This is a genomic window from Sphingomonas sp. UYP23, from assembly GCF_054059235.1.
The window spans coordinates 2,057,351-2,082,888 of the sequence record NZ_JBSSBX010000001.1 but is presented as its reverse complement, the minus strand read 5'-3'; the positions used below and the strand labels follow the sequence as shown (position 1 = coordinate 2,082,888).

The window sequence follows — 25,538 nt, the reverse complement described above, 5'->3', positions numbered from 1 at the left end:
ATTTGGGGGAGATTTCATGACTAAACCGCGTATCGTGACGCATGTTCTGGCGCTTGCCGCCATGCTCTCGGCCTGCAGCGGGGGCGGCGGCGGGGCGAGCTCCACCCCGGCCGCTTCGACACCGACACCGACGCCGACCTCGACCCCAACGCCCTCCGCCGTCGCGGGCTGTTCGCTGCGGGAACGCCAGGATTGGGCGGCGGCGCAGCTGCGCGAATGGTATCTCTTCCCCGAGACGCTGCCTGCAGCGCTCGATCCGACGCCCTACACTACCGTCGGCGATTATATCGACGCGCTCACCGCGACCGCCCGCGCGCAGCGCAAGGACCGCTATTTCACCTATCTCACCTCGATCGCGAGCGAGACCGCGTATTATGACAGCGGCGCGAGCGCCGGGTTCGGTTTCCGACTGGGGATCGATTCGACCTCGCGCCGCGCGTTCAGTGCCGAGACCTTCGAAGGCACACCCGCGCTTGCCGCCGGTATCGACCGCGGCACCGAGATCCTCGCGATCGGCACGACCACCGCCGATCTGCGGACGGTCGATTCGATCATCGCCGCGCAAGGCAGCGCGGGGGTGAGCGACGCGCTCGGCCCCAATACGGTAGGGACGACACGGCTGCTGCGGATCAACGATGCTGGCGGTACCCGCACGGTGACGATCAGCAAGACCGATTTTGCGCTGACCCCGGTGTCGAGCCGCTACGGCGCGCAGATCATCAACGATGGCGGGCGCCAGGTCGGCTATCTCAACCTGCGCAGCTTCATCTCGACCGCCGACCCCGCCTTGCGCGCCGCCTTCGCGTCGTTCCGCACCGCCGGCATCACCAATGTGATTATCGATCTGCGCTACAATGGCGGCGGGCTGGTCTCGATCGCCGAACTGATGAGCAATCTGCTCGGCGCGAACCGCGCCACGTCGGACGTGATCGACTACATGACCTTCCGTCCGGAAAAGGCGTCGAACAACACCACCGCCTTCTTCGCGCCGCAGCCGCAATCGATCGCGCCGACCAAGATCGCGTTCATCGGCACGGCGGGCACCGCTTCGGCGAGCGAGCTCGTGCTCGCGGCGCAGATTCCGTATCTCCATGCAAATGTCGGGCTGATCGGCACCAACACCTATGGCAAGCCCGTCGGGCAGATCGCGCTCGACCGCACGCAATGCGACGATCGACTGCGCGTCATCGCCTTCGCGCTGCAGAACGCCAATCGCCAGGGTGCCTATTATGACGGCTTGCGGAGCATCGTCGAGGCCAGCTGCCAGGCAAATGACGACGTCACCCATCAGCTCGGGAGTCCGCTCGAAAGCTCGACCCGCGCCGCGCTCGATTATCTCGCCGGACGCAGCTGCACCCCGATCACCGCCGCCGCGACGAGCAGCGTCGCTGCACGATCGCTGCGCGCCGATACGGCCGGGCTCGAATTGATGACGCCCGATCGCCCCGATCCAAGCCAACGCCAGATCCCGGGATCGTACTGAGCGATCGTAGTGTAGGGGTGCCGGACGCGAAGGGGGGGACGCGTCCGGCACGAGCGATAACGGGCCGCCTGCCCAAAGGTTGCGGCGAATCGCCGCACGGTCGAATTGATGCGGCCACCCGCGCGATTCGGCGCTAGGGTGCGGCGGGGCCTTTCGCCCCGGTCAGGAACCGTCATGGCCAAGAGCCAGAAGAAATCGAACAAGGAAGTGCGCAAGCCCAAGGCCGAAAAGGCGCCCAAGGCGAACGCCTCGAACCCGACCAGCAAGGGCCAGCCGGTCCCGATGGTCACGATCAAGAGCTGAACATGAGCGACGCCGACAGCTATATCTATGACGAAGCCAGCGGCGAATGGGTCGCCGCCGGCGATGCCCCGGCCGCCACGACGGACGATGTTGTCGTCGTGCGCGATTCGGTCGGCAACGTGCTCGCCGATGGCGATCAGGTCACGCTGATCAAGGACCTGACCGTCAAGGGCGCCGGGCAGACGCTCAAGCGCGGCACGCTGATCAAGTCGATCCAGCTGACCGGCGACGCGCAGGAAAATCGATTGCCGCTATGAGGGCATCAAGGGCCTCGTGCTGCGCGCCGAGTTCGTCCGCAAGCGCTGACGAGCAGGCGATGCAGCCGTTGCCCCCCCGCTGGCGCAACGCGCTGGCGGATGACGTCGCGCAGCCGTACATGCAGGCGCTCGATGCGTTCCTCGACGCCGAGCAGGCCGCGGGGACGGAAATCTTCCCGGATCCCGTCGACTGGTTTCGTGCGCTCGAGCTGACCCCGCCCGACGCGGTTCGCGTCGTGATCCTCGGGCAGGATCCGTATCACGGGCCGGGGCAGGCGCACGGGCTGAGCTTCTCGGTGCGGGACGACGTGCGGATCCCGCCGAGCCTGCGCAACATCTACAAGGAACTCGAGGCCGATCTCGGCATCGCGCCGGCGCGCCACGGCCTGCTCGACGGCTGGGCGGCGCAGGGCGTGTTGTTGCTCAATGCGGTGCTGACGGTGCGGATGGGCGCCGCCGCCTCGCATCAGAAGCGCGGCTGGGAGCGCTTTACCGACGCGGTGATCCGCGTGGTGGCGGCGTCGCCCTACCCGACCGTGTTCATCCTCTGGGGGGCGCACGCGCAGAAAAAGGCTGCGTTCGTTCAGGACGTGACGGTGGGTGGTCGCCACCTTGTACTCAAAGCGGCGCATCCCTCGCCTTTGTCGGCCTATGCCGGCTTCTTCGGCAGTCGCCCCTTCTCCGCCGCCAACGCGTTTCTCATCGCGCATGGTCGCGGCGCGATCGACTGGGCCTTGCCGCCGCGCGCCTAGCCGCGCTGCCGCGCCGCCATCCGCGCAACGCCGAGCATCGCAGCATCCGACAGGACCGTTCCCGCATTCGACGGCGCCATCGTCGCACGCTCGGCGCGGCGGACGCGGTCGATCGCATCGCTGATCTTGGGTGCCGACCAGATGCGCAGCGCGGCCGCGGTCGTCACGCGTTCGCGGAAGAAGACGCGCTCGATCACGCTGTTGATGTTCGCACCATTATCGATTTCGGCGCGCAGTTCGGCGAGACTCATCAGGCGGCGGACAAGCTGGCGCAGCAACGGGATCGGCGAGACGCCGGCGACCGCGAGCCGCGCAAGTTCGTCGCCGAGCACGACCGGACCGCCGCCGATCGCCGCATCGATCGCGCGCGACATTTCCGAATCGCCAAGGTCCGCGCCGATCGCATCGAGCGCGGCATCGTCGAGCTCGCGCGGCCGCTCGGGTGCGGCGTCGAGATAGAGCGCGATCTTCTCGAGTTCGCGCGTCATCACCGCGCGGTCGCCCGCTGCGGCGAGCGCGATGCGCGCGGCGGTGCCGCCCATCGTGCGCAACCCCTGCTCGCGCGCGATGCTGGTCGCGATCTTGTCGGCCTCGCCACCCTCTGGAACGTAGAACACGCACGACATCGCGCGCGGATCGCTCGTCGCGAGCTTGACCAGCGCCGAGGTTGCCTTGGCATTCGGGGCGAGGAGCACAACCGGATTGCCCGCGCGCTCGGCCGACAGGAGCAAGGTCGCCGCCGCGACGCTTTCCTCGCCCGCACCCGCGACGCGGATGTGGCGGGCGGTGCCGAACAGCGACATCGACGCGGCTTCGTCGGCAAGCCGACCCGGCGAAGCCTTGAGCAGCGCCGGCTCGAGATCGACGCGTTCGGCATCGGGCCCGAGCGCGCGCGCGACCCGGCCTGCGATATCCCGCGCGCCGGCTTCATCGGGACCGTACAGCACGTAGAGCCGGATGTCGGGATTCCCGCTCTCGATCGCGCGCGTCAGCTGGTTGAGATTGGCTTTCACGACGCCCGCCCGCGGGGCATATCAGCGCGGCTCGGGCGCGGTACGCTGCACATAGGTGGCGACGCGCGCGACGATTTGATCGGCGACGATCTGCGACAGCCGTTCGAGCGCTGTGTCCTCGGCAGCGATCGTCGCATATTCCGAATTGACCGCGTCGATGCCGGCGTCGGAGCCGGCGGTCGCATCGAGCAGCACCGACCCGTTCGACAGGTCGACCAGCTGATAGCGCGCGCGCAGCGTGCGGCGCTCGCGCGAGATCGAGTTGTCGCGATTGACGCCAAGCCCGGTGATCTGATCGTCGAGCTTGATCTCGAGCCGGTAGCGCGGGCTCGCCTGCGCGTGGAGCCGGTCGCGCAGCGCATTGCTCATCAGCCAGCCCGACTTGCCCTCGATCGGACCGACCTCGATCTGCGTCAGCCCGCCCGCGACCGCACCCGAACCGCCGCCCGAATAGAGCGGATGCAGGCCGCAGCCCGCCAGCGCGAGCGCGGCGAACGGCACGACGAGGGCAAGACGGCGCATCATGCGACGATGTTCACGAGACGATCGGGCACGACGATGACCTTCCGCGGCGCTTTGCCTTCGAGGATGCGGACGATCTTGTCCGACGCGAGCGCGGCGGCCTCGACCGCATCGCTCGGATGCCCCTTGGGGAGCGTCAGCGTGTCGCGCAGCTTGCCGTTGACCTGCACCGCGATGGTGACTTCGTCCTCGACCAGCAGCGCGGCATCGACCGCGGGCCAGGGCGCGTCGGCGATCAGGCCCTGATTGCCGGCAGCCACCCATGCCTCTTCGGCGAGATGCGGCGCCATCGGTGCGACGAGCCGCATCAGCGTCGCGATCGCCGTATCGCGCGACGCCGAGGGCTCGGCGCGTTCGATCGCGGCGGTCAGCTCGTACAGTTTGGCGACCGCCTTGTTGAAGCTCAGCGCCTCGATATCGAGCGCGATGCCGGCGATGCTCTGGTGCAGCTTGCGGTCGAGCGCGGCGTTCTTCGCGCCGCCCTCCCCGGCGCGCTCGCCGTCGAACAGCCGCCACAGCCGCTGGATGAAGCGCCACGACCCTTCGATCCCGCTCTCGCTCCACGGCAGATCGCGCTCGGGCGGCGAATCGGACAGCATGAACCAGCGCGTCGCGTCGGCGCCGTACTGATCGACGATGCCGGTCGGATCGACGGTGTTCTTCTTCGACTTCGACATCTTCTCGACACGGCCGACGGTGACCGCCTCGCCGGTGGCTTTCTCGGTCCAGCCGTCGCCGTTGCGCACGATGTCGTCGAGCGACAGCCATAGCGGCTTGGTGATGCTGTCGACGCCGTCGCTGCCGAGTTCGGTGATCTGGCGGCTATAGGTCTCGTGCGTGACCATGCCTTGCGTGAACAGCCCGGCAAAAGGCTCGGCGACGTCGAGCAACCCGATATGCTTCAGCGCCCGCGTCCAGAAACGCGCGTAGAGCAGATGCAGGATCGCATGCTCGACCCCGCCGATATATTGCGCGACGGGCAGCCACTTTTCGGCGACGTCGCGGTCGAACGGCTTGTCCTTGGGCTGGCTGGCGAAGCGGATGAAGTACCACGACGAATCGACGAAAGTGTCGAGCGTATCGGTCTCGCGCCGCGCTTCACCACCGCACGACGGGCACGCGACATGCTTCCAGGTCGGATGGCGGTCGAGCGGATTGCCGGGGATATCGAACGACACGTCCTCGGGCAGCACGACGGGGAGCTGGTCCTTGGGCACCGCCACCGCGCCGCAGGCGTCGCAATGGATGATCGGGATCGGCGTGCCCCAATAGCGCTGACGGCTGACGCCCCAGTCGCGCAGGCGGAATACGGTCGATCCGGTGCCCCAGCCTTCGCCTTCGGCGCGGGTGATGACCGCACGCTTGGCATCCTCGACGTCCATGCCGTCGAGGAAGTGCGAGTTGACGAGCGTGCCCGGCCCGGTTGCGGCTTCGGTGCCCTCGAACACCGCGTCGGTCACGTCACCGTCGGAGACGACGCGGCGCACCGGCAGGTCGTATTTCCGCGCAAAATCGAGATCGCGCTGGTCGTGCGCGGGCACGCCGAACACCGCACCGGTACCGTATTCCATCAGCACGAAATTGGCGATGTAGACCGGCAGCTGCCACGCGGGATCGAACGGATGCGCCGCGGTGAGGCCGGTGTCGAAGCCGAGCTTCTCCTGCGTATCGAGCTCGGCTGCGGTGGTGCCGCCGCGCTTGCACAGCGCGATGAAGTCGGCCGCAGCGGGATTCTCGGCGGCGAGCGCCTGCGCGATCGGATGATCGGCGGCGACCGCGACGAAGCTCGAGCCGAAGATCGTGTCGGGGCGCGTGGTGAACACTTCCACCGCGCCGCCGTCGGACAGCGTGAAACGGAACTGCAGCCCCTGGCTGCGCCCGATCCAATTCTCCTGCATCAGCTTGACCTTGTCGGGCCAATGCTCGAGCCCATCGAGGCCCTCGAGCAGCTCGTCGGCAAAGTCGGTGATCTTGAGAAACCATTGCGACAGCTTGCGCCGCTCGACCAGCGCGCCCGAGCGCCAGCCGCGGCCATCGATGACCTGCTCGTTGGCGAGCACGGTCATGTCGACCGGATCCCAGTTGACCGAGCTTTCCTTGCGATAGACGAGGCCAGCTGCGAACAGGTCGAGGAACAGCGCCTGCTCGTGCCCGTAATAGTCGGGCTCGCACGTCGCGAGCTCGCGGCTCCAGTCGAGCGCAAAGCCGAGACGCTTGAGCTGCGCCTTCATCGTCGCGATATTGTCGCGCGTCCAGCCGCCGGGGTGGACGCCCTTTTCCATCGCGGCATTCTCGGCGGGCATGCCGAACGCGTCCCACCCCATCGGGTGGAGCACTTCCATGCCCGTCATCCGCCGATAGCGCGCGAGCACGTCGCCCATCGTGTAGTTGCGGACATGCCCCATGTGGATCTTCCCCGATGGATAGGGGAACATCTCGAGCACATAGGAGCGCGGCTTGGTCGAACTATCGTCCGCGGCGAAGGTGGCGCGGTCGTCCCACACCTTCTGCCAAGCCGCGTCCGCCTTCAGCGCATTGAAGCGTGACGCCATAAGAGTGCTGCCTCAGCCCGCGACGGCGGCGCGACGCAGATCACGCGCCTTGGTCAGGATGATGTCCTCGAGCTTCTGCACCGTTGCCGCCTGGACCGGGGCCGCAACCCACTGGCCGCCCTGGTTGATCTGGCGGAGCGCGGCGACGCGAAGGCCATCGGCGCGCAGATCCTGGTCGAGGATCGTCACCGTCACCTTGACGCGCTCCGAAGGGGCGGCCGGATTGATGTACCAGTCGGTCACGATCACGCCGCCGTTCGAATCGGTCTGCAGCAGCGGCATGAAGCTCAGCGTGTCGAGGCTCGCGCGCCACAGATAGGCGTTGACGCCGATCGTGGTGACCTTCGACGCGGCGAGATCGGCATTGACCGGGCGCCCGCCCTTATGGCCGCAGGCGCCGAGCGACAGCGTTGCGGCAAGCGCGCATGAAACCACGAAAAGGGTGCGGGGCGCGGTGCCTGAGCGGCGGATCATCGGCGGTTCCTGAGCAAAACGGAGACTTGGGAGTGGCGGTATCTATAGAATGTTGCACGTTCGCCGCAAGCAACACCTCCGGCGCGGATCCTCTGCGAGGCTGCGCCGTTAAGCGCGGCCTATCGCAAGGTGTGTCCTTAGTGACACTCTTTGAAGAAATTGCGCCATTACAGTGGCACGACGGAATTGAATCATGATAGGCGCGTTGTCAGATAAGCGATGCCGATCGAGGCACGCACAGAGGGGTTGCACGTGTTGTCTGCTCGTTGGTTGTCCGGGATTGCTGTGGGGTCGCTCGTCGCCCTCGGCTGTGCCGTGGCTCCCGCACTTGGCGCGAGCGAATCGCCGGCGGCACGCTTTGCCGCGAAGCGCCCCGTGTTCGTGCGTGGCATCGGTTCATTCACGCCGGCTTCGGCCGATCCCCGGCTCGCTGCGATCTTCGCGCGGGGCGGTTTCGATACCAGCGGTTTCCGCTTCACCCCGTCCGACGCGCGCGGTGATGGCGCACATCCGGTGACCGTCGCGATTCGCGCGCGCTCGGCGCGCGGCATCGCCGTGGTCGATCGCACCGCGCCGGTTCCGGCCTCGACCACCAGTTTGACGCCGATCGCCTACAATCTCGGCGTGGCAGTCGGCTGGAAGCGCTTCGCGGTTTCGGGCGATGTGTCGAAGGTCGATCTCGCCGGGCTGCCCGGCGGTCGCGAGGCGGCAGATCTCGGCGTGAGCTATACCGGCAACCGCTTCACCGGCCGCGTGAAGGCCGCAACCGATCGTCCGCTCCCCGGCGCCCCCAAGCTGATCGAGGATGCCCCGGCCTATTCGATCGACGTCGGCGGCTCTTATGCGCTGACGCGGCGGATCGATGTCACCGCCGGCGTGCGCTACAAGGCCGAGCGTGACCGCCTGATCGAGCAGCCTGCTGCCGATCCGACGCGCCGCGACAGCCAGGCCGTCTATGTCGGGACGGCGTTCCGCTTCTGATCCGACTCAGGGCGTCAGCCCGTCAATCGCTGCCCAGCCGACAAAGCCGAGTGCCGTCATCCGTTTGAACCGCGCGCGCGTCATCCCCCCGAGCGCGATCGCGGGGAGCCCTGCCGCGCGCGCGATCGCCGCGGCGCGGAGCGGGCCCAGCGCGGCCGCGCCGGGATGCGTCCGCGTCGGATAGACCGGCGAGACCAGCACCAGCCGCGCACCGGCGCGCCGCGCGGCGATGGCTTCGCGAACCGAATGCGCCGGATGCAGCACCCGGCGTTGCGCGGCACTTCCCCCCTCGACCAGCACGAGCCGCCGCCGCCGTGCGATCTGCGCAACGCGCGCGAACAGCGCCGCACGCTCGGCGGCTCCGGTGGCGACATGGCGGAACACGACGCCGCTCCCGCGCGGCAGCGCGGCGAGCGCTGGCCACAACGCCGCCCCCATCCGTTCGTCGGTCATCAGCCAGAGCGTAGGCGCACGCGCTATGCGGCTATTGGGGTGACGCGAGGGCATAGTCGCGCCTATAGCGCCGCCAATGCCCACCGACGACCCCACCGCCGCGCTCGCCGCCGTCCAGGCCAAGATCGCCCACGCCGCCGCGCTTGCCGATCGCAAGCCCGATTCGGTCACGCTGATCGCCGTCTCGAAGACCAAGCCCGCCGACGCGATCGAGCCCCTGCTCCTCGCCGGCCAGCGCGCGTTCGGCGAGAATCGCGTCCAGGAAGCGCACGCCAAATGGCCCGCGCTGCGCGACGCCTATCCGGGTGTCGCGCTCCACCTCGTCGGGCAGTTGCAATCGAACAAGGCCGAGGATGCCGTCGCGCTGTTCGACGTGATCCATTCGGTCGACCGCCCCTCGCTCGTCACCGCGCTCGGCCGCGCGATGGACAAGCGCGACCGGCGGCCCGACTGCTTCCTCCAGGTCGATATCGGCGACGAGCCGCAAAAGGGCGGTTGCCCGATCGCGGACCTTCCCGCACTGCTCGCCGAAGCGCGCGCCGCAGCGCTGCCGGTCATCGGGCTGATGGCCGTCCCGCCGCTCGAGACCGAGGCCGCGCCCTATTTCGCACTGCTCGCCAAGATCGCGCGCGACCACGGCCTCGACGCGCTCAGCATGGGCATGTCGGGCGATTACGAAACCGCGGTGATGCTCGGCGCGACGCATGTCCGCGTCGGCACCGCTCTGTTTGGAAGCCGCGCATGACCTTCGACGCCATCATCTTCGATTTCGACGGCGTGCTGATCGAAAGCGAAGCCGTCGGCAATCGCCAGATCGCCGCCTATCTGACGAGCATCGGCCATCCGACGACGGCGGCGGATTCGTTCGCCAATTTCATGGGGCTCTCGGGCGCATCGTTCATCGGCGCGGTCGAGCGCTGGATCGGGCGCACGCTCCCCGACGATTTCCACACCGCGCGCCGCGCCGAGGACGATCGCGTGATGCGCGAGGGGATCGACGCGGTCGAGGGGGCGGTGGAGTTCATTCTCGACCTGCCGCCGGGCCTGCCCAAGGCGATCGCTTCGTCGAGTTCGACCGCCTGGATCGCGCGGCATCTCGAGCATATCGGCCTGCGCGATGCGTTCGGCGACCGGCTGTTCTCGGGCAAGGAGCATGTCGTCAACGGCAAGCCCGCGCCCGACATCTATCTCCACGCCGCCGCCGCGCTCGGCGTCGATATCGCGCGCTGCGTGATCGTCGAGGATTCGCCGGTCGGTGCGACCGGCGCGGTCGCCTCAGGCGCGCATGTCATCGGCTTCGTCGGGGGGACGCATTGCGGGCCCGACCATGCCGACAAGCTCCGCGCGATCGGAGTGCACGACGTCGCGACCGATTTCGCCAGGATACGGCGCCTTATCGCCTAGAATTGGTGCCCGGTGCGATCGCGCTTGGTTGCGAGGTAGCGTTCGTTGTGCGGGTTGGCCGGCAGGACATGCGGCACGCGCTCGACCACATTGATCCCGGCACCCTCGAGCTGCGCGACCTTCTGCGGATTGTTGGTCAGCAGCCGCACCGAAACCTGCCCGAGCAGCTCGAGCATCCGCGCCGCCACCGCGAAATTGCGCGAATCGACCGCGAAACCAAGCCGCGTATTGGCGTCTACCGTGTCGAACCCTTGATCCTGCAGCGCATAGGCGCGGAGTTTGTTGATCAGCCCGATCCCGCGGCCTTCCTGGCGCAGATACAGCACGATCCCCCAGCCGCTCGCGGCAATCGCGTCGATCGCGGCGTGTAGCTGCGGCCCGCAGTCGCATTTGAGGCTGCCGAGCATGTCGCCGGTCAGGCATTCGCTGTGCAACCGCACCAGCGGCGGGCGGCCGTCGGGCTTGCCGATCAGCAGCGCGATATGTTCGCCCGGCATTTCCGGCGTGCGGAAGGCGACGATCTCGGCATCTTCGGCGCCGACCACGGGCAGATGCGCGCGCGTGGCGATGGTGAGACGCGCGGCGTCCTCATGCGCGTCGATATCGCCCGGCGTCAGCACCAACGCAGCCGATTCGCCCGCGCGTGCAAAGAACGCCGGCAGCACGCCGCCGATTCGCGCAAGGCGCAGCGCCGCCGCGCCGGCCTCGGTCTCCGCGAGATGGAGCGCGCGGAACGGTCCCTTCATCGGCGTTTCGAGATCGAACTGCGGATCGGCGAGCGCGGTCGCCATCGCGAAGTCGATCCACGGCACGCGCTCGACCAGCACGGGGGCATCGGGCGCCGCCGCCTCGAGCTGGTTGGCGAGCTTGAGCGTCGCCGATCGCCCGGCGGACAGCAGCAACGGGGCGGTCGCGTCGGGGTCGAACGCCGCAAGCCGCGGCGGGTCGGCGGTCTCGATCGGCAACAAGGCGAGCGTCCCGTCGGCCCCGGCGATCGCCACCGGCCAGCCGCGTCGCAAGGCATCGATCGCGAGCGCGGTCTTGTGCGCGTCGCCAGCAATCGGGCCCGCAATCGGGCCAGCAATCGGAGGGGTCATATCGCGAATTCGGTCATGATCGGCACATGGTCGGAGGGTTTGAGCCAGCTGCGGCATTCCTCATAGACATGGTGCCGCGTCGCCTTGGCCGCAACATCGGCGGTCGCCCACATATGGTCGAGCCGCCGGCCGCGATCGTTGACCGTCCAGTCGACCGAGCGATAGCTCCACCAGGTGTGCAACCGCGCCGGCGCCGGGAAGAAATGGCGCCCGAGATCAACCCAACTGTTCGACGCCTTGAGCCGGTCCATCGCCGCAACCTCGATCGGCGTATGGCTGACGGTCTTGAGCAACTGCTTGTGGCTCCACACGTCGGATTCGAGCGGCGCGATGTTCAGGTCGCCAAGGAGCAGCGTCGGCACGGTCAGACCTTGCGACCACTGCGTCATCCGCTCGAGGAAATCGAGCTTCTGGCCGAATTTGGGGTTCACCGCGCGATCGGGCACGTCGCCGCCGGCGGGCACGTAGACATTTTCGATCCGCATCCCCGATTCGAGCCGCACCCCAACATGCCGCGCCTCCTGATTGGCCTGCCAGTCGAAGCGGTCATCCGCGACGAGCGGGACCTTCGACAGGATCGCGACGCCGTGATGCATCTTCTGTCCGTGCAGCACGATGTGGGTGTAGCCGAGCGCGCGGAAGCTGTCGGTCGGAAAATCCTGGTCGACCACCTTGGTTTCCTGGAGGCACAGGATGTCGGGGGCCATCTCGCGCAGGAATGTCTCGACGATGTCGAGGCGGAAGCGGACCGAATTGATGTTCCACGATACGATCTTGAGCGGTGTCGTCATGCCAGCGCTGTAGCCATCGCAAGGGTCCCGCGCCACCCGCCGCTATCCGACATGGAAAGGCCCCCGCTCCGGGGGCATGGAGCGAGGGCCGACCTAGCGTTCGTCACGCAGGCGGGAAGCAAGGGTCCGGGCAACAGGGGGAAAAATCCCGGTAGCACCTCACATCCGCAAGACCGCATTACCGCTGCAAACCTGTCGCCAATATGAACCGATCAAGGCGCGGGTTATTTTCTGCCCGATGCGGGCGTCGGATCGCGCCATTGGAACGCCGAATTGCTCACAGGCGCGTTGAATCGCTGGTTCGACAGCCGAATCGTCGTGCGGTTGTTCTGCGAATCGAGCGCGACCCAACCCTGCAGCATCAGCCCGCCCGGTGCCGTCGCATTGCGCACGAACACCAGGCTGATCCGGCCATATTCGGGATGCTTGGGGTCAGCGGCATCGACCGCGACCGTCTCGGGATTGCCCGTCGGCACCACGCTCGCGATCCCGCGCATGTCGCGCGACGGGTCGAGCAGGATGCCGAGCGGCGAGCCACCGATCGGCCAGCGCTGCTTCTGCCCGACCGAGTAATCGAGGAACCACAGCGACTTGCCGTCGCCGACGATCAGAATCGGCACGCCCTTCTCATATTGGAAGCGGATCTTGCCGGGCTTCTTCAGCGTCAGCACGCCGGTCAGCACCTTGCCGGCGCGGTCGGTCTGCGTGAACGAAGCGGTCATGCTCTCGACCGATTGCAGATGCTTCTGCACCAGCGAAAGGTCGGCGACGGGCGCGGCCGACACCAGGGCCGGCGCGGCGAGCGCGGCAAGAAGCGTTGGGTAACGAAGGGACACGAATATTCTCCTGACGCGGCCGCTTAAGCCCGAAGCGGCTTGAACCCGCTCTGAACCGAAGCCGGCACGCCCGGTTCCCTTACACCGGGTTCCCGTCGCGGTCGCGCAACACTTCGCGACGTCCGACATGGTCGGGGCGACCGACGATGCCGTCCTTCTCCATCCGCTCGATCAGCCGCGCCGCGCTGTTGTAGCCGACGCGCAGCTGGCGCTGGAGCCACGAGGTCGAGGCCTTCTGGCTCTCGACGACGAGCTGGATCGCGGTGCGATATTGCTGGTCCTCGGCGGTGTCCTCGCCGGTCGGCGCGCCATCCATCGCGAAGCCGTCCTCGGGCTCCTCGGTGATCGCCTGGTTGTAATCGGGTTGCCCCTGCGCGCGCCAGTGATCGGTGACGGCGCGCACCTCGTCGTCCGAGACGAACGGACCGTGGACGCGGACTATGCCCTTGCCGCCGGGCATGTAGAGCATGTCTCCCTTGCCGAGCAGCTGCTCGGCGCCCTGTTCGCCCAGAATCGTGCGCGAATCGATCTTCGAGGTGACGTGGAAGCTGATCCGCGTCGGCAGGTTTGCCTTGATCACGCCGGTGATGACGTCGACCGACGGACGCTGCGTCGCCATGATCAGATGGATGCCCGCCGCGCGCGCCTTCTGCGCCAACCGCTGGATCAGGAATTCGACTTCTTTCCCTGCGGTCATCATCAGATCGGCGAGCTCGTCGATGATCACGACGATCTGCGGCAGCACCTGATAATCGAGCGTCTCTTCCTCATAAATCGGCGCGCCGGTGCCGGGCTCGTAGCCGGTCTGCACCTTGCGCCCCAGCGGCTGGCCCTTCGCCTTGGCCGCGCGCACCTTGTCGTTGAAGCTCGCCAGCGACCGCACGCCGAGCGAGGACATCTGGCGATAGCGGTCCTCCATCTGCTCGACGGTCCATTTCAGCGCGCGGACCGCCTTGGACGGATCGGTCACGACCGGCGCGTAGAGATGCGGGATGTCCTCGTACATGCTCAGTTCGAGCATCTTGGGATCGATCATGATCATCCGGCACTCTTCGGGCTTGAGCCGGTAGAGCAGCGATAGGATCATGCAGTTGAGCCCGACCGACTTGCCCGAGCCGGTGGTGCCCGCGACGAGCAGATGCGGCATCGGCGCGAGATCGGCGATGACGGGATCGCCCGCGATATTCTTGCCGAGCACCAGCGACAGCGAGCCCGGCTGGTCGTCGAGCGAATCGATCAGCTCGCGCAGGCCCACCGTCTCGCGCTTGGCGTTCGGGAGCTCGATACCGATCACCGTGCGCCCGGGGATCGTCGCGACGCGCGCCGACACCGCCGACATGTTGCGCGCGATATCGTCGGCGAGCTGGATCACACGGCTCGCCTTGATGCCGGGGGCTGGCTCGAGCTCGTACATCGTCACGACCGGGCCCGGCCGCACGTTGATGATCGATCCCTTGACGTGGAAGTCGCTCAGCACGGTCTCGAGCAGCCGCGCATTGCGATCGAGCGCGACCTTGTCGACCGGGCCGCCGACCGCTGGCGGCGCGGGGTTGAGCAGGTCGAGCGAGGGGAGCGTCGACTTGTCGCCGAAATCCATCGAGGTCTGTTTCGCGCGCGGCTTGGCGAGCGTCACCGGCGTCATCGCGCGGTCGGCGATCACCGGGCCGGGGCGCACGTCGGGGCTGGCGAGCGCGCGCGGCATCGACAGTTTGCGCGGGGTCGGGTCGGGCGCGAAGCCGTCGTCGTCCGCCTCGTCGTCGCGGTCGCGCCGCTGGTCGGTCAGCCGCTTGGGTTCGCGCGCGATCCGCGGCGCCCGCTCGCTGACGTCGATCGTGAAGCTGTACGCCCATGCCGCGAGCCCAGCGAGCCCGAGCACCGCGGCAATCCCGCGCGTCGTCCATACAACGGCGTTGGCATTGGGCAGCAGGCCGATCAGCGCGCGCAGCACGTCGGCCAGCCCGAGGCCGACCGCGCCGCCATACCCCGCCGGCAGCGATTGTACCGCCGCCGCCCAGATCAGCGCGAACGCGGTGCCGACGAGCGCGACCCCACCCAGCGAGGCGCCGAGCATCAGCCGCCAGCGACCGACCGGGACGCCGCGCCACAGCCGCAACGCAATGAGCAACACCGTCGGCAAGAGCAGCACGACGCCGGGCCCGAGCAGCCAGAACGCGCCATCGGCGACGAGCGCGCCCGGTTTGCCGAGCCAGTTGCGCGCGGCGGCGCCCGAGGCGGTGTTGAGCGAGGGGTCGCTCGCATGATAGCTCGCCACCGCGACGACGAGCAAAACAACCAGCACGACGAGCGTGATGGCCGCGAGCAATGCGCCGCTGCGCACCGCGCCGGCCTTGACGGTCTCACGCCATAAGGGTGGCTGCGCGCGGCTCGCCATGATCTCTTGTCCCGATGTTCGCTGTCTGTGCTGCGGATTCATCGCGCGCGGCGGCCCCGGCGTCAAGACTTTGCGGGCTGGCGAGCGCCCGGACGAGGCGCTACAGCAGCGGTATGGACACAGCAGACGTCATCATCCTCGGCGGCGGACTCGTCGGCAGCGCGCTCGCCGTGGCGCTCGACACGCATGGGCTCAGCGCGATCGTCATCGACATCGCCGATCCGGCAGTGATTCTCGCGGCCGGTTTCGACGGGCGCGCCTCGGCAATCGCTGGCGCGCCGTGGCGGATGCTGCAGGCGATCGGCGTCGCCGACCGGCTCGCGCCGTTCGCCTGCCCGATCCAGGGGATCCGCGTCAGCGACGGGCTCGAGCCCGGCGCGCTCGATTTCGAGCCCGAGGCGGGCGACGGCGCGCTCGGCCATATGGTCGAGAATCGCAAGCTGCGCGCGGCGCTGTTCGAGGCGGCCTCGGCCGCTCCCAATGTCGACGTGCGGATGCAGACGCGCGCGGTGTCGGTCGATCGCGGCGCGGCAGGCGTCACCGTCACGCTCGATTCGGGTGCGGTCATCAAGGCCCCGCTGCTGATCGCCGCCGAGGGCCGCAATTCGCCGACGCGGGAGGCAGCGGGCCTGCGCGTCGCACGCTGGACCTACGACAATGCCGCGATCGTCACCTCGCTGCACCACGAACATAGCCACGAGAACATCGCGTTCGAGATCTTCTATCCCGACGGCCCGTTCGCGATCCTGCCGCTCAACGACGACGAACAGGGACATCGCTCGTGCATCGTCTGGTCGGTGACGCATGATCAGGCGCCGGGGATGATGAAGCTGTCCGATCGCGGCTGGCTCGCCGAGGCGGACAAGCGGATCGGCGGGTTTCTCGGCAAGCTCGGGCCGCTCGGCAATCGCATGAGCTATCCGCTCGGCTTCCACCATGCAGCCCGGATTGTCTCAGACCGGCTCGCGCTGGTCGGCGATGCGGCGCACGGCATCCATCCGATCGCCGGCCAGGGCGTCAATGTCGGCTTCCGCGACGTGGCGACGCTGGTCGAGGTACTCGTCGAGGGCAAGCGCACCGGGCTCGACCTCGGCGACCCGCAGCTGCTCGCGCGCTACGACCGCTGGCGCAGCCTCGACACCTTCATGGTGGCGGCGGCGACCGATGGCTTGACGCGGCTGTTCGGCATTCCCGGCAAGACCGCCAATGCCGTGCGGCGGATGGGGCTGTCGGCAGTGCAGCGCGTGCCGCCGCTCAAGCGGCGCTTCATCGCCGAGGCACGCGGCGAGAGCGGGGATGTGCCGAAGCTGCTGCAGGGGATGACGGTTTAGGCGGCAACGCGCGTTACGGCGTCGATTGGGTTCGCGCGGAGGCGCGGAGGACGCAGAGGGCGCGTTGCCAGGGTGCGCGCTCGACCCGCATAGCGCTTCCCCGGCGAAGGCCGGGGCCCAGTCGATATGGCCAAGCTGGTCGCGCTCACCGTGCGAGCAGGGAGCATGCTACTTTTGGGCCCCGGCCTTCGCCGGGGACGCGATACAGAAAGTGCGATAGGGGTGCCGACCCGGAACTAGTGAGCAACCGCTCTGCGTCCTCCGCGCCTCTGCGCGAACCAATCCACCGACGAACCGCGAGACGCGCCCGATCAGTCGCGCACCGGCCGCAAATCAGCGGGAGGCGAACTCGCCGTCGCCGCGATTCGATCGCTCTCGCTGCCGATTCGCCGCTGCGTATCAATATGCACGATCGCCGCGCCCTTCTTCGGATCGAACAGCGTCGCGAAGAACATCCCGATCATCATCGCCGCGCCGCCGACGCGGCCCTTGCGCTTCGCGGCGTCCTTCATTGCAGCGTGACCGAATCCTCGCCGTCGTGGCGTCCGAAGAACTGCATCAGCTGGATGATCAACTCGGCGCGATCCTCGATCCGCCCGGCTTCGAGCACCGCCTGCTTCGCCGCCACGTCGAACGGCGCGATCTGCGCGATGCCGTTGACCAAAGCCTCGTCGTCGAGCCGCGTCACCGCATCCCAATCGACCGCATAGCCCTGCGCATCGGCAAAGGCGCGCGATTCGCTCTCGAGCGCCGAACGGCGCGACAGCGACAGGATCTCGGGCTCGCTTGGCCCCGCGATCAGCTCGGCCTCGACCTGGCGGAACGCCGTCGTCACGTCGAGCTCGCGCACGATGCGGAACAACGACAGCCCCTCGAGGATCAGATTGTAGCGCCCATCCTCGCTCGCCTCGAACTCGGCGATCTTGCCGACGCAGCCGATCTCGAACAGCGGCGGCTTGTCGGGCCGCGCCGGCACGTTGGGCCGCGGCTGGACCATGCCGATCCGCCGGTCGCGCGCCATCGCGTCCGAGATCATCGCACGATAGCGCGGCTCGAAGATGTGCAGCGGCAGATGCATGCCCGGAAACAGCAGCGCGCCGGGCAGCGGAAAGATCGAGAGCCGCGTGATCGTCATCCGAACAGGATCGCCGAGAGTTTCCGCCGCTGCGCCGAGACCCACGGATCCTCGAGCCCGACGACCTCGAAGATCTTGAGCAACTGCGTCCGCGCCGCGCCTTCGTTCCATGTCCGGTCGGCGGCGATCATCGCGAGCAGCGTGTCGGCCGCGGCATCGCGGTCTCCCGCCGCCATCTGCCCGCCGGCGAGTTCGAAGCGTTTCTCGTAATTCTCGGGGTTCGCAGCGACCTCAGCGGCGAGCCCCGCCAGATCATCGACCGGCTGCACTTCGCGCGCCAGCGCCAGAGCGGTGCGCGCGCGCTCGATCTCGGGAAGCTTGGCGATCTCCTCGGGGAGCGCAGCGATCGCCGCCTCGGCCTCGTCGGCCCGCCCCGCAGCGACCAGCGCGCGCACCATGCCCGACAGCACCGCGGGATGCTCGGGCGCCATTTCGCTCAATTGCGCAAACACGCTCAGCGCGCGCTCGGCATCGCCTTCGACGAGCACTTGCTCGCCCATCGCGATCAGCGGCTCGAGCTCGGCCTCCAGACTCGCCGCCTCGCTTTCGAGCGGCAATTGTTTGAGCAACTGGTCGAGCATCGTGCGCAGCTGCGTCTCGGTACGGGCGGGCGTCAGGTCGGCGACGAGCTGCCCCTGGAACATCGCATAGACGGTGGGGATCGACTTGATCTGGAATTGCGCGGCGATGAACTGATTCTTGTCGGTGTCGACCTTGGCGAGCAGCACGCCCTTGTCGGCATAAGCGGCGGCGACCTTCTCGAGCAAGGGCGTCAACGCCTTGCACGGCCCGCACCATTCCGCCCAGAAATCGATCACGACGAGCTTGGTCATCGACGGCTCGACGACGTCGCGGCGGAAGCTCTCGACGGCCTCGCGTTCGGCGGCGCTCATTCCCAGGGTGGCCAAGTGTCGCTCCAATATTGTGGCGTGTGGGTCTTATGTGGGCGCTCGGCCTGCGAAGCCAACCCTTTTCTCAACGATCTGCACATGATCGCGATAAGGGGGTTGCCGAGTGTGAAAGTCGCTGTTAGAGCCCGCCACCTTACCCGCCCAGTCAACGACTGATTGGGCCGTAAACGCCAGAGCGGGCGTAGCTCAGGGGTAGAGCACAACCTTGCCAAGGTTGGGGTCGAGGGTTCGAATCCCTTCGCCCGCTCCAGTTTTCCACGGGAGAACTGCGGCTTACAGCGTAAGCCGCCTTGCACATCAGATCTGTATCGGCCTTGGTCCGCATTGGGTTCGCACCAAAGACGGGCTTCGTGGTTTTCGGCACTGCTGCGCGGCACTTTGAAATTCGTCCGGTTTGGGGTTCGATCTCCGGACTGATGCAGCGTCCGCAAAGCCGTTGCGTCGTCGCGCGTCGGCACAGCATGCGTGTCACCAGGCAGCTATGCGCCGCCTCCCTTCGTTTCCGCGTGACGACGCGTCCAGGACTGCGCAGCCCGCTCGGCGCGGCTCGGCACCACCGCCCAATGACAGGCGTTCGGGCCGAAATCGCACTGGGCGTCGTCTCGCCTGAGCGTCATTCCGGCCGGGCGTTCGCCCATATCCGCCAGAAATGCGGGGAAGTCGTCTCGCCACCGCACGGCGACCGCAATCCCGCGGCCGCCGCATTGCGGATAGCCGCTGACCTTTGGATTGGTGCACAGGCTCTTCATCGCCTGCCACGCACGGTAGGTCGGCGCATGCCGCTTGGCAGCGCGGTCGCCATGCGTGCGCAGCCGCGCGGCGCTGATCTCGCGGTGTCTGCAACCGCAACTCGTGGTGCTTCCGCGCCGTACGTTGCCGCCATGGGCGACGATCAGGGTGCCGCAATCGCAGGCGAACAGCCAATGGCAGTGCCCATGCCGATCCGTGTGCGAAAAATCCACGCCCAGAAGCCGCGCATAGCGCCGCCCGGCCATGTCGATCCGGAGCTTGCGCATGGTCGCGTTCAACCGTGCGTGTCTGCTGTATGCTCCGGTTGCACGGACCAGGCGGCCGGTTCGTCACCGCGGTCTGCCCTGGCCGCCGCTGCGGTCGCCTGAACGGCGTCCGGCCGATGATGCGCAGGGGCATAGACGGTATAAAGCTGCATCGGCGTCGCGCCGGTATTGGTGATGTTGTGCCACGTCCCCGCCGAAACGAGCACACACCAGCCGTCCGAAACGTTTTTCTCGAAGGTCAGCCTGTCCTTGGCAGCGCCCATCTGCACGCGGCCATGGCCTGACTCGAGGCGCAGGAACTGGTCGGTCTGGGGGTGCGCCTCGAGACCGACATCGCCCCCGACCGGGATCGACATCAGCGTCACCTGCAGATAGCGGCCACTCCACGCGACGGAACGATACGCGGCATTGTCCCGCGTAGCGCTTTCGAGGTCGAACGCCTGCGGCTGTGGCCCGACGTCTTTGATCCGTGAATCCGTGCCGGCCATCGTTCGTCTCCTCGAGCGCATCGCCTATGGCGCACCCGCCAAACGGGCCGCGTGACGTGCCGCCATGCGGCTATCTCGCAGGCCATTGCGATCCGACAGCCTCGGAATCTACGCGTCGCAAGCGTTTCGAGACAGCGCCAGCCACGCCGCCCGTCCGTCCGTCCGTCCGTCCGTCCGGCAGCGAGAGTCGCCGGCTCCAGCGGCGTCAAGCCGCTGCTCATCGCGCATCAGGGCGTTTTCTTCGTCGACGACAGATGCATCGGTGTCGGCGGGCGAACCGCGATGGAAGCCGCCGTTCCGGCCGTCCATCGTGACCGGCGCGGCATCGTATCACCGGTCCTACGTCCACCGTACGGCCCAGTCCCTGAGGACTGCGGCAATCGCAACCGATCCGCTCGACCTCGGCGCGATCGGCAGCGCGACCATCGCCATGGCCGACGCGCCACCCAGGGGCGTCTGTCCGTTCGCCGACTGCAGCCTTCGGATTCGATTTCACCGCCCCCAGCGCGGGCGTCGTCCACGCATCCGGCCAAAGGCAGACCCGTTTGGCCCGTATGTGACCCCGACAAGCAAGCGCCCCGACGTGCTACATCTACATGTTCCCATACACTCTGAAACAATTCATAATGTTTATAAACAATCTGTGACCGTAATCGTACAAATTGCAGAGTTATCATGAAACACCGGCTTTATCGGCTGATGATCAAAGCGACTTGCCGGACATCCTTGTGCGAGCAGAACTGAGCGTCTGCGTTCCTCTCACATTGGATACGCCATGCGAACAAAGAGTGTTGTAAGACTTTTGACGACCACGCTTGCGGTGATCTTTCCCGGCACGCTTCTCGCACAGACAAGCACTGTGGATGCCGGCACCAATCCAACGGCCGCGGATACCGCCCCAACCGACATCGTCGTCACCGGATCGCGCATCGCCCGGCCCGACCTGCAGCAATCCTCGCCGATCTCGGTGATCTCCGCCAAGGAGCTCGCGCTGACGGGCCAGATCAACATCGAGGGCGTGCTCAAGGATCTGCCGCAGCTCATCCCGAGCACGACGGGTGCCTCGAACAATCCCGGCGGCGGCGTCGCGACCGCCGATCTGCGCGGGCTCGGCGCGACGCGCACGCTCGTGCTCGTCGATGGACGCCGCTACGTTTCATACGACTCGAACCAGATCGTCGATCTCAACACCATCCCCACCGGCTTGATCGAACGCGTCGACATCGTCAGCGGCGGACGTTCGGCAGTGTATGGCTCCGATACGATCTCGGGCGTCGTCAATTTCGTGATGAAGAAAGATTTCTCGGGCATCGAGGCCAATGCCAATTACCGTATCACCGGTGCGGGCGACGGCGGGACGGCAAACGCACATCTGTTGCTCGGCCATAATTTCGACAGCGGGCGCGGCAACGTCACGCTCTATCTCGATTACACCAAGCGCGACGCGATCCTACAGAACGACCGTTCCTATTCCCGTCAGGCGCTGGTCGACGACGGCTCGGGCGGCCTGATCGCGGGCGGCTCCGGCTCGATCGAGGGCACGCGCTTCGCGCTCGGCGGGGTGAGCCGCAAGTTCGGCACCGACGGCAGCTATTCGGCGTACAATTCGAGGACCGACGCCTATAATTACGCACGGCCGCGGTGCCGAGCACGCTGCGGATATTGGCGAGCGTCGGGTTGCTGTACGAGCTGTTGCGGTTCTCGTTGTAGTGCGCGGCGATCGAGATGAAGTCGCCATGATTGCCGAGCGGCTGGTAGATCTTGCCGTTATACTGTTTCTTGTCGAGGCTGCCCGAGCCGCGATACTGGTCATAGGTCTCGCTGCTCGCCGACAGCCACGCCTTGGTGCCGAACTTGGTGAAGGTGCCGGTGTTGAACAGGCCGAACACGCGGTTCATGTCGTAGGTGCCGTGCGAATAGACGACGGTCGCGCCGATCGTGTCGGTCGGGGTGAGCGAGCGATAGTTGACCGTCCCGCCCGAAGCGCTGGCGGTCGGCGAATCAACGTCGGTCGAGCCGAAATTGACGTTGACCTGCTCGATCAGCTCGGGGTCGAGCTGCTGGTTGGAATAGATCGAATAATTGCCCGAATCGTTGAGCGGAATGCCGTCGAACGTCAGCGCGACGCGCGCGCCGTCGAAGCCGCGGATGCGGAGCTGGCCGCCCGACGCGCCATACGGATCGCTGTTGGTGAAATTGACGCCCGGGATCTGGTTGATCGTGTCGAGGATCGACTGGCCAGGGACCCGGTGCGCGATGAACTCCTGCGTCAGCACCGCCTTCGGCTTGGGCGTCTCGGGGATTTCGATGCCGTTGATGTTGGGCTTGGCGCGCGTGCCGCTGACGATGATGTCGGTCTCGGCGTCGATCGATCCGGTCGATTGGGCCGCGGCGAAGGTCGGCAAGCCGAAGCCCGCCACTGCAGCACCATACATGAAAGCCTTGCGCATCGTCTTCCTTCTTAAACTACCAAATGGGGATAAAATCGTCCGCCACGGGGGTCTGTTGAAGGCGTAATGCGTAATATGAATGACAAAAACGATAGGGAATTAAGCGGACCTATCGTTCTCATCAGAATGCAGTCTGGATGACACGGTTTGTTACACTGTATTTTCTTTTGCTAAAGAATATTCATACTGAGATGTATTTGGATACTGTGGGCTTCATGCCTTCTCGGCGACGCCGAACCTGACGCTGGCGCGCGTTCGGCCATGCCCATACCGACGTCCGCAAGATCTTGACCAGCGATGGTCTGGCGCTGACCGGCAATGCCAGCCCGGTCGGCACACGGCCCATCCTCCCAAGACGCAGGGAATGTTTCGGCGACCGCCAACCTGTCCCGCAACGCCCCTCACCCCCCGAGCGGCGGCCCCGGCGGCAACGGAAAGCGCGAGCGGGGGCCCTGCCCCCATTCCGGCGCAGCACTCTTCGGCGCGTTCGCGACGGGGTCTTCGAGATAGCGCGCGATGTCGCGTGCGGACTGGCGGTAGAAGGCCGTGGTCAACGCGTCGGGCCCGGTGCGCGTCTTGAGGCTGGTCGCGAGCTGATCGAGCCGGTCGAGGATATAGGCGCGCGCCTCGGGCGATCCGTCCCTCGATCCGCCGAGCATCATCATCCCCAGCAGCGTCACCGCCTCCACCTGGCGGCGCAGCGACCGCGCCTGCGGCGTCGCATCGGCCGGCGCGTTCCAGCTGTTCGCCAGCACGGTATCGACCAGTTCGGGGAAGGTCAGCGCGCCAGGCTGGCGCGCCGCCAGCGCGACCATCCGCGCCGCGCGGTCGGCGTCGAACAGCGGCTCGATCACCTGCGCGGCGAGGATCCGCGCCGCGCGCAGCTGGTCGAACACATCGTCCTTCGACAGATCCTCGAGATTGCGGCCAGGCGTCGGCGTCAGCTGGATCAGCAGCGATTCCGGGATCTCCAGATTCTTCGGCGCAAGCGTCTCCATCAATTGCGCCAGGATCGCGCGCTGGCGGTCGCCCGCGATGAATTCGGTCGGCGCCAGGGGATGCGCCTCGTCCTTCACGCTGATGTTCTGAAGCATCCCGCCGATATATTTGACCGCGGATTCGATCGCATAGCGCTGCTGCAGATAGACGATCCACAACCGCATATCGCGCAGATTGCCGAGCGGCTCGCCGGGCTTGAGCATCCCCGCGCCGTATTGCGCGAGCGCGATCTTGCGGACGGCGGCGGTCTCGCGGAGATTTTCCTCAGGTGTTCCGCGGTCGTCGTACCAGGTCCAGCGGGGGTCGCTGTCGAGCGTGAAGACAATGCCGTGATCGCGCATGTCCTTGACCACGCCATCGAGCCCGGCGCGTTCCTGCGGCACCGCGAACGGGGTGTAGGCGTAGCGCACCATATAGGTGTCGTAAGCGCCGATCGACTTCATGAACGATTCGCTCAGATCGAGCTTGCCGTTGGTGACCTTCACGCGCGGGGTGGGATATTCCATCACCGACGAGCGGTCGTTCTGGTTCGCCGCCCAATTGTGCTGGAAGCCGAGCGTATGGCCGAGCTCGTGCGCGGTGAGCAGCGCCTGGCGCAGCAGCACCATGTCGCGCTGCGCCTTGGGCATCGTGTCGAACGCGGCGGCATCGACGATGCTCGGATCGGCGACGGTGATGCCCGACCCATCGACCGGCAGTCCGCCGCGATACGCGTCGTAATAGCTCGCGATTGTGCGCATCCGGAACGTGTCCATATGCGTCTTGGCGCCGAGCGTCTCGCCGGTGCGCGGGTCGGCATAATTGCCGCTCGAGGAGAAACCGCGCTCGTCGCGCTGAATCCACAGGACATAGGCGTAGCGGATGTCCATCGGGTCCATGTCGGCCGGCGCATCCTCGGCATGGATCGCATTCTTGAAGCCGGCCGCCTCGAACGCCGTGTTCCACCACAGCAGCCCGGTCTTCATCGCGGCGCGGATCGGATCGGGGATGGCGGGGTCGAAATAATAGGTGATCGGCTTGACTGGCTCACTCAGCGCCGCGCCCGGATCCTTCTTCTCGAGCCGCCAGCGCGTGATCCACTGCGTGTCGGGGGCTTCGTCAAACGGCTTGGAGAAATCCTTGAAGCGGATCGCGCTGACGCCGATGCGCGGATCGGCCTCGCGCGGGACATAGCCGGTCGGCGCTTTGAGGAACGAATGGTGGATGCGCATCGTCAGCACCCCTTGATCCGGGGTCACCGCGCTGATCGCCGCGCCCGGCGCATCCGAGGTGAAGGTCGCGATCGTCGCGATCTCGGTGTTTTCGGGGAACGCCTTCATCCGCTTGGGGTAGAAGACGCTGCGCGCCGGATCGAACTTGAAGTCGCCCATCTTGGCGCGCTTCAGCCGCGTCGTGATGCCCGCAGCGTCGCGCATGAACAGCGCCGTCGCATCGACGACGACCTTGCCGCCCATGTCGGATTCGACCGGGAGCACCGCGAGCACCGAGCTCGGGAAAGAATCGCTGACGCCTTCCTGCGTCTTGGCGCTGCCATGCACCGCGCGATAGTCGAGGTTGATCCGGTTGACGACGACCTTGCCGCCCGAGCGGACGAAATGGATCACCGAGCTGTACAGCACGCCGCGATCGAACGGCGCTTCGACCGAGCCGGGATTGGTCGCCGCCGAGACGTAATAGAGGATGTCCTCGTCGAACGCAGGGATTTCGAGCAGCACGCGGCCCTTCGCGGCCTCCCAGGTGAAGGGCATATAGCCGTCGAAGCGCTGGCCTTCGCTCTTGGCGGCCAGCGCAGCAGGCGGCGCGGCGATCGCATTCGCCGCGGGCAGCGACAGCAAGGCGAGCATGGCTACGCCCGGGCTCAAAACGGCGATCGTCGGACGGTTCATCATCGGGCTCCT

General features: G+C 66.8%; 23 protein-coding genes, 1 tRNA gene and 2 pseudogenes. 10 read left to right on the top strand and 16 right to left on the bottom strand.

The features are described 5' to 3' along the window. Positions 1 to 16: 16 nt before the first annotated feature. The 4 genes and pseudogenes from ACVWYO_RS10300 (at position 17) to ung (ending at position 2,795) form a co-directional block, all read left to right on the top strand. Positions 17 to 1,483, top strand: a complete 1,467-nt coding sequence (locus ACVWYO_RS10300) for a S41 family peptidase (RefSeq protein ID WP_457350504.1) — start codon at positions 17 to 19, stop codon at positions 1,481 to 1,483. Positions 1,484 to 1,657: 174 nt separating this feature from the next. Beyond that, positions 1,658 to 1,786 (top strand): hypothetical protein, encoded by a 129-nt coding sequence (locus ACVWYO_RS10295; protein WP_268249508.1) that lies wholly within the window; start codon positions 1,658 to 1,660, stop codon positions 1,784 to 1,786. A 98-nt stretch (positions 1,787 to 1,884) separates the two neighbouring features. Then, positions 1,885 to 2,092: pseudogene (locus ACVWYO_RS10290) on the top strand (alkylphosphonate utilization protein). A gap of 10 nt (positions 2,093 to 2,102) precedes the next feature. Continuing rightward, positions 2,103 to 2,795, top strand: a complete 693-nt coding sequence (gene ung / locus ACVWYO_RS10285) for a uracil-DNA glycosylase (RefSeq protein ID WP_457350502.1) — start codon at positions 2,103 to 2,105, stop codon at positions 2,793 to 2,795. Here the strand turns inward: ung and ACVWYO_RS10280 are convergent. Genes ACVWYO_RS10280 through ACVWYO_RS10265 form a run of 4 tightly spaced genes read right to left on the bottom strand, consistent with a single transcriptional unit; the run spans position 2,792 to position 7,356 of the window. After that, positions 2,792 to 3,808 (bottom strand): DNA polymerase III subunit delta, encoded by a 1,017-nt coding sequence (locus ACVWYO_RS10280; RefSeq protein WP_457350500.1) that lies wholly within the window; start codon positions 3,806 to 3,808, stop codon positions 2,792 to 2,794. The two genes, ung and ACVWYO_RS10280, sit on opposite strands and share 4 nt — an antisense overlap. 21 nt (positions 3,809 to 3,829) lie before the next feature. After that, entirely contained in the window at positions 3,830 to 4,333 is a 504-nt protein-coding gene (gene lptE / locus ACVWYO_RS10275) for an LPS assembly lipoprotein LptE (protein WP_457350498.1), read from the bottom strand. Continuing rightward, a complete protein-coding gene (gene leuS, locus ACVWYO_RS10270; RefSeq protein WP_457350496.1) occupies positions 4,330 to 6,882 on the bottom strand; it encodes a leucine--tRNA ligase in 2,553 nt (850 codons plus the stop codon). Before leuS ends, lptE begins: the two co-directional genes overlap by 4 nt. Positions 6,883 to 6,894: 12 nt before the next feature. Then, positions 6,895 to 7,356 carry a DUF3576 domain-containing protein gene (locus ACVWYO_RS10265; protein ID WP_457350494.1) on the bottom strand — a complete coding sequence of 154 codons (462 nt, stop codon included), beginning with the start codon at positions 7,354 to 7,356 and terminating at the stop codon, positions 6,895 to 6,897. 315 nt (positions 7,357 to 7,671) lie between these two features. On the opposite strand from ACVWYO_RS10265, the gene ACVWYO_RS10260 reads away from it, so the two are divergent. After that, positions 7,672 to 8,337 carry a hypothetical protein gene (locus tag ACVWYO_RS10260; RefSeq protein WP_457350492.1) on the top strand — a complete coding sequence of 222 codons (666 nt, stop codon included), beginning with the start codon at positions 7,672 to 7,674 and terminating at the stop codon, positions 8,335 to 8,337. A 6-nt stretch (positions 8,338 to 8,343) separates the two neighbouring features. Here the strand turns inward: ACVWYO_RS10260 and ACVWYO_RS10255 are convergent, their stop codons facing one another. Then, positions 8,344 to 8,790 (bottom strand): thiamine phosphate synthase, encoded by a 447-nt coding sequence (locus ACVWYO_RS10255; RefSeq protein WP_457350490.1) that lies wholly within the window; start codon positions 8,788 to 8,790, stop codon positions 8,344 to 8,346. A gap of 76 nt (positions 8,791 to 8,866) precedes the next feature. On the opposite strand from ACVWYO_RS10255, the gene ACVWYO_RS10250 reads away from it, so the two are divergent. Both ACVWYO_RS10250 and ACVWYO_RS10245 read left to right on the top strand, forming a co-directional pair. Then, positions 8,867 to 9,535 (top strand): YggS family pyridoxal phosphate-dependent enzyme, encoded by a 669-nt coding sequence (locus ACVWYO_RS10250; RefSeq protein ID WP_457350488.1) that lies wholly within the window; start codon positions 8,867 to 8,869, stop codon positions 9,533 to 9,535. Then, a complete protein-coding gene (locus ACVWYO_RS10245) occupies positions 9,532 to 10,194 on the top strand; it encodes an HAD family hydrolase (RefSeq protein ID WP_457350486.1) in 663 nt (220 codons plus the stop codon). Before ACVWYO_RS10250 ends, ACVWYO_RS10245 begins: the two co-directional genes overlap by 4 nt. On the opposite strand, the gene ribA is transcribed toward ACVWYO_RS10245, so the two are convergent. The 4 genes from ribA to ACVWYO_RS10225 all read right to left on the bottom strand — a co-directional run bounded on the left by ribA (position 10,191) and on the right by ACVWYO_RS10225 (position 15,310). Beyond that, positions 10,191 to 11,291 (bottom strand): GTP cyclohydrolase II, encoded by a 1,101-nt coding sequence (gene ribA, locus ACVWYO_RS10240; RefSeq protein WP_457350484.1) that lies wholly within the window; start codon positions 11,289 to 11,291, stop codon positions 10,191 to 10,193. The two genes, ACVWYO_RS10245 and ribA, sit on opposite strands and share 4 nt — an antisense overlap. Then, entirely contained in the window at positions 11,288 to 12,082 is a 795-nt protein-coding gene (locus ACVWYO_RS10235) for an exodeoxyribonuclease III (RefSeq protein ID WP_457350482.1), read from the bottom strand. The genes ribA and ACVWYO_RS10235 overlap by 4 nt, the downstream gene beginning before the upstream one ends. A 224-nt stretch (positions 12,083 to 12,306) precedes the next feature. Further along, positions 12,307 to 12,918, bottom strand: coding sequence for a LolA family protein (locus ACVWYO_RS10230; RefSeq protein WP_457350480.1), 612 nt, complete (start codon positions 12,916 to 12,918; stop codon positions 12,307 to 12,309). Between the two features lie 79 nt (positions 12,919 to 12,997). Then, positions 12,998 to 15,310 carry a DNA translocase FtsK 4TM domain-containing protein gene (locus ACVWYO_RS10225; RefSeq protein WP_457350478.1) on the bottom strand — a complete coding sequence of 771 codons (2,313 nt, stop codon included), beginning with the start codon at positions 15,308 to 15,310 and terminating at the stop codon, positions 12,998 to 13,000. A 113-nt stretch (positions 15,311 to 15,423) separates the two neighbouring features. Between ACVWYO_RS10225 and ACVWYO_RS10220 the strand changes: the two genes are divergently transcribed. Next, positions 15,424 to 16,641 carry a UbiH/UbiF/VisC/COQ6 family ubiquinone biosynthesis hydroxylase gene (locus ACVWYO_RS10220; RefSeq protein ID WP_457350476.1) on the top strand — a complete coding sequence of 406 codons (1,218 nt, stop codon included), beginning with the start codon at positions 15,424 to 15,426 and terminating at the stop codon, positions 16,639 to 16,641. Between the two features lie 311 nt (positions 16,642 to 16,952). Here the strand turns inward: ACVWYO_RS10220 and ACVWYO_RS10215 are convergent, their stop codons facing one another. The 3 genes from ACVWYO_RS10215 to ACVWYO_RS10205 are packed head-to-tail and all read right to left on the bottom strand — an operon-like array spanning position 16,953 to position 18,669. Then, positions 16,953 to 17,153, bottom strand: coding sequence for a hypothetical protein (locus tag ACVWYO_RS10215; protein ID WP_457350474.1), 201 nt, complete (start codon positions 17,151 to 17,153; stop codon positions 16,953 to 16,955). Then, a complete protein-coding gene (locus tag ACVWYO_RS10210; protein ID WP_457350472.1) occupies positions 17,150 to 17,776 on the bottom strand; it encodes an LON peptidase substrate-binding domain-containing protein in 627 nt (208 codons plus the stop codon). Before ACVWYO_RS10210 ends, ACVWYO_RS10215 begins: the two co-directional genes overlap by 4 nt. Further along, positions 17,773 to 18,669 carry a tetratricopeptide repeat protein gene (locus ACVWYO_RS10205; RefSeq protein WP_457354935.1) on the bottom strand — a complete coding sequence of 299 codons (897 nt, stop codon included), beginning with the start codon at positions 18,667 to 18,669 and terminating at the stop codon, positions 17,773 to 17,775. Before ACVWYO_RS10205 ends, ACVWYO_RS10210 begins: the two co-directional genes overlap by 4 nt. A gap of 193 nt (positions 18,670 to 18,862) precedes the next feature. Between ACVWYO_RS10205 and ACVWYO_RS10200 the strand changes: the two genes are divergently transcribed. Beyond that, positions 18,863 to 18,937 (top strand) — tRNA-Gly (locus ACVWYO_RS10200). A 229-nt stretch (positions 18,938 to 19,166) separates the two neighbouring features. Here ACVWYO_RS10200 and ACVWYO_RS10195 read toward each other — a convergent pair. Together ACVWYO_RS10195 and ACVWYO_RS10190 are read right to left on the bottom strand one after the other, a co-directional pair. Beyond that, the gene (locus ACVWYO_RS10195) at positions 19,167 to 19,682 is read right to left on the bottom strand and encodes a hypothetical protein (protein WP_457350470.1); all 516 of its coding nucleotides are present in this window, start codon (positions 19,680 to 19,682) and stop codon (positions 19,167 to 19,169) included. A 29-nt stretch (positions 19,683 to 19,711) separates the two neighbouring features. Further along, the gene (locus tag ACVWYO_RS10190; RefSeq protein WP_457350468.1) at positions 19,712 to 20,191 is read right to left on the bottom strand and encodes a cupin domain-containing protein; all 480 of its coding nucleotides are present in this window, start codon (positions 20,189 to 20,191) and stop codon (positions 19,712 to 19,714) included. 775 nt (positions 20,192 to 20,966) lie between these two features. Between ACVWYO_RS10190 and ACVWYO_RS10185 the strand changes: the two are divergent. Beyond that, a pseudogene (locus ACVWYO_RS10185) lies at positions 20,967 to 21,455 on the top strand (TonB-dependent receptor plug domain-containing protein); the annotation flags it as partial. Between the two features lie 148 nt (positions 21,456 to 21,603). On the opposite strand, the gene ACVWYO_RS10180 reads toward ACVWYO_RS10185, so the two are convergent. Both ACVWYO_RS10180 and ACVWYO_RS10175 read right to left on the bottom strand, forming a co-directional pair. After that, positions 21,604 to 22,641, bottom strand: a complete 1,038-nt coding sequence (locus ACVWYO_RS10180; RefSeq protein ID WP_457350466.1) for a TonB-dependent receptor plug domain-containing protein — start codon at positions 22,639 to 22,641, stop codon at positions 21,604 to 21,606. A 401-nt stretch (positions 22,642 to 23,042) separates the two neighbouring features. Beyond that, on the bottom strand, positions 23,043 to 25,526 hold the full coding sequence (locus tag ACVWYO_RS10175) for a zinc-dependent metalloprotease (RefSeq protein ID WP_457350464.1): 2,484 nt from the start codon (positions 25,524 to 25,526) through the stop codon (positions 23,043 to 23,045). Positions 25,527 to 25,538: the final 12 nt, after the last annotated feature.